A 595-nucleotide genomic window follows, 5' to 3' on the forward strand; every position below is an offset into this window, starting at 1 on the left:
GAATACGAGCGGACCCTGGGCGCGAGGGAGCTGAACCTGGCGAACCAGCCCGCGAAGCGGTTGCTGCATGGGTCCGTTCAAATCGAAAGCATGCGAAGCTCCATCTTTGCTCTCCGCCGGAAACGCCAGCGTGTAGTCCCATAGCGAGCGCGACTGCAGTAAGGCAACGCCCTGCCCATCGAAGATCTGCCAGTACGTGCCCGAGAACACGCGGTCATAGCGAAGGTCGTCAGGTACGTGGCGCATCTGGAGGCGGCCATCATCGCCGGACTCGGTCAGCGCAAGCAGCGAGATAAGATCGTCGTCCAGCTGTCGATCAAGCGAGTCGCGAGCGGCATCAGCGAACATGCTGCTGAGCATCCAGGTCGCGGCGAACGACACCAGCAGCACGCCCAGCGCGCCTGCCATCAGCAGACGACGGCGTAACGAGAAACCGGGGCCGGTCACGGAGTTTCCGAAAGCCGGTAGCGAAAAAAAAAAGCACAAAATCGTCACAATCCCAGCAAATACGCTGATGGGGCAGTCTCTGATACACATCCACGAGCCTACGAGACTGCTGAGAATAACGTAAGCAGCCATATGCTGGACAAAAACA

1 pseudogene is annotated in these 595 nt (G+C 59.0%); it reads right to left on the bottom strand.

Going from position 1 to position 595, the window contains the following annotated elements:
- Positions 1-447 (bottom strand): annotated as a pseudogene (locus CSC70_RS13985) (sensor histidine kinase); the annotation flags it as partial.
- Positions 448-595 lie beyond the last annotated feature (148 nt).

It is taken from the genome of Pseudoxanthomonas kalamensis DSM 18571 (assembly GCF_010211745.1).
GTDB lineage: Bacteria > Pseudomonadota > Gammaproteobacteria > Xanthomonadales > Xanthomonadaceae > Pseudoxanthomonas_A > Pseudoxanthomonas_A kalamensis.